General features: G+C 50.4%; 1 protein-coding gene. It reads left to right on the top strand.

Going from position 1 to position 704, the window contains the following annotated elements; all coding sequences use genetic code 11:
* Window positions 1-391: hypothetical protein (locus AC2W7C_RS18665; protein ID WP_486002678.1), on the top strand; the 391-nt coding region annotated here is incomplete at its 5' end.
* Window positions 392-704 lie beyond the last annotated feature (313 nt).

The following is a 704-nucleotide window of genomic DNA, read 5'->3' as shown; positions in this document are numbered from 1 at the left end:
TCTTCTATGGCTGCTGCCGAGGACGAGAACAGACTGGGGCGATGATATTTATACTCTGATTTGTGACCACGCCAAGGCTCGTCGTATCCTTGAGAACACCATCGCTGAAAAATCGTTAAGAAGCGCAAGGCGTGGAAAAGACGCTAAGATTGTGATGTGCTTTACTGACGATAATAACTGGCGTAAGGACGTTCTTCCTACCTATAAGGCCAACCGTAAGGGTTCTCGCAAGCCTGTAGGATACAAGAAGTTCGTAGCTGAAGTGATGGCTGACCCACGGTTCAACAGCTTCCTGAAGCCAACGCTTGAGGGCGATGACTGTATGGGGCATCATTGGTACACGACCTCAGATTGTGGGCTGCGACCATGCGGTGCTGGTGTCCTGCGATAAGGACTTCAAGACTATCCCGAACTGTGAATTCTTCTGGTTAACCACTGGTGAAATCCTGAGTAACACGACTGCTGAGGCAGACTACTGGCACATGGAGCAAAACCATCAAGGGTGACACTACAGATGGCTACGGTGGCATTCCGGGGATGGGTGAGGATACCACTCGTTCGTTCCTTGACGAGCCATACTACTTCGTTCAGGAGAGCCGTGAGCTTAAGACTGGTAAGAACAAAGGACAGATTAAGACTGAGTGGAAGAAGTACCCTAAGCGTGACGACATGACGCTGTGGGGATTGCATGGTGACTCTGGCTG

This window comes from Brevundimonas sp. CURTG3B2_SDJG, assembly GCF_057364705.1.
This window is presented reverse-complemented; position numbering and strand designations above follow the sequence as displayed.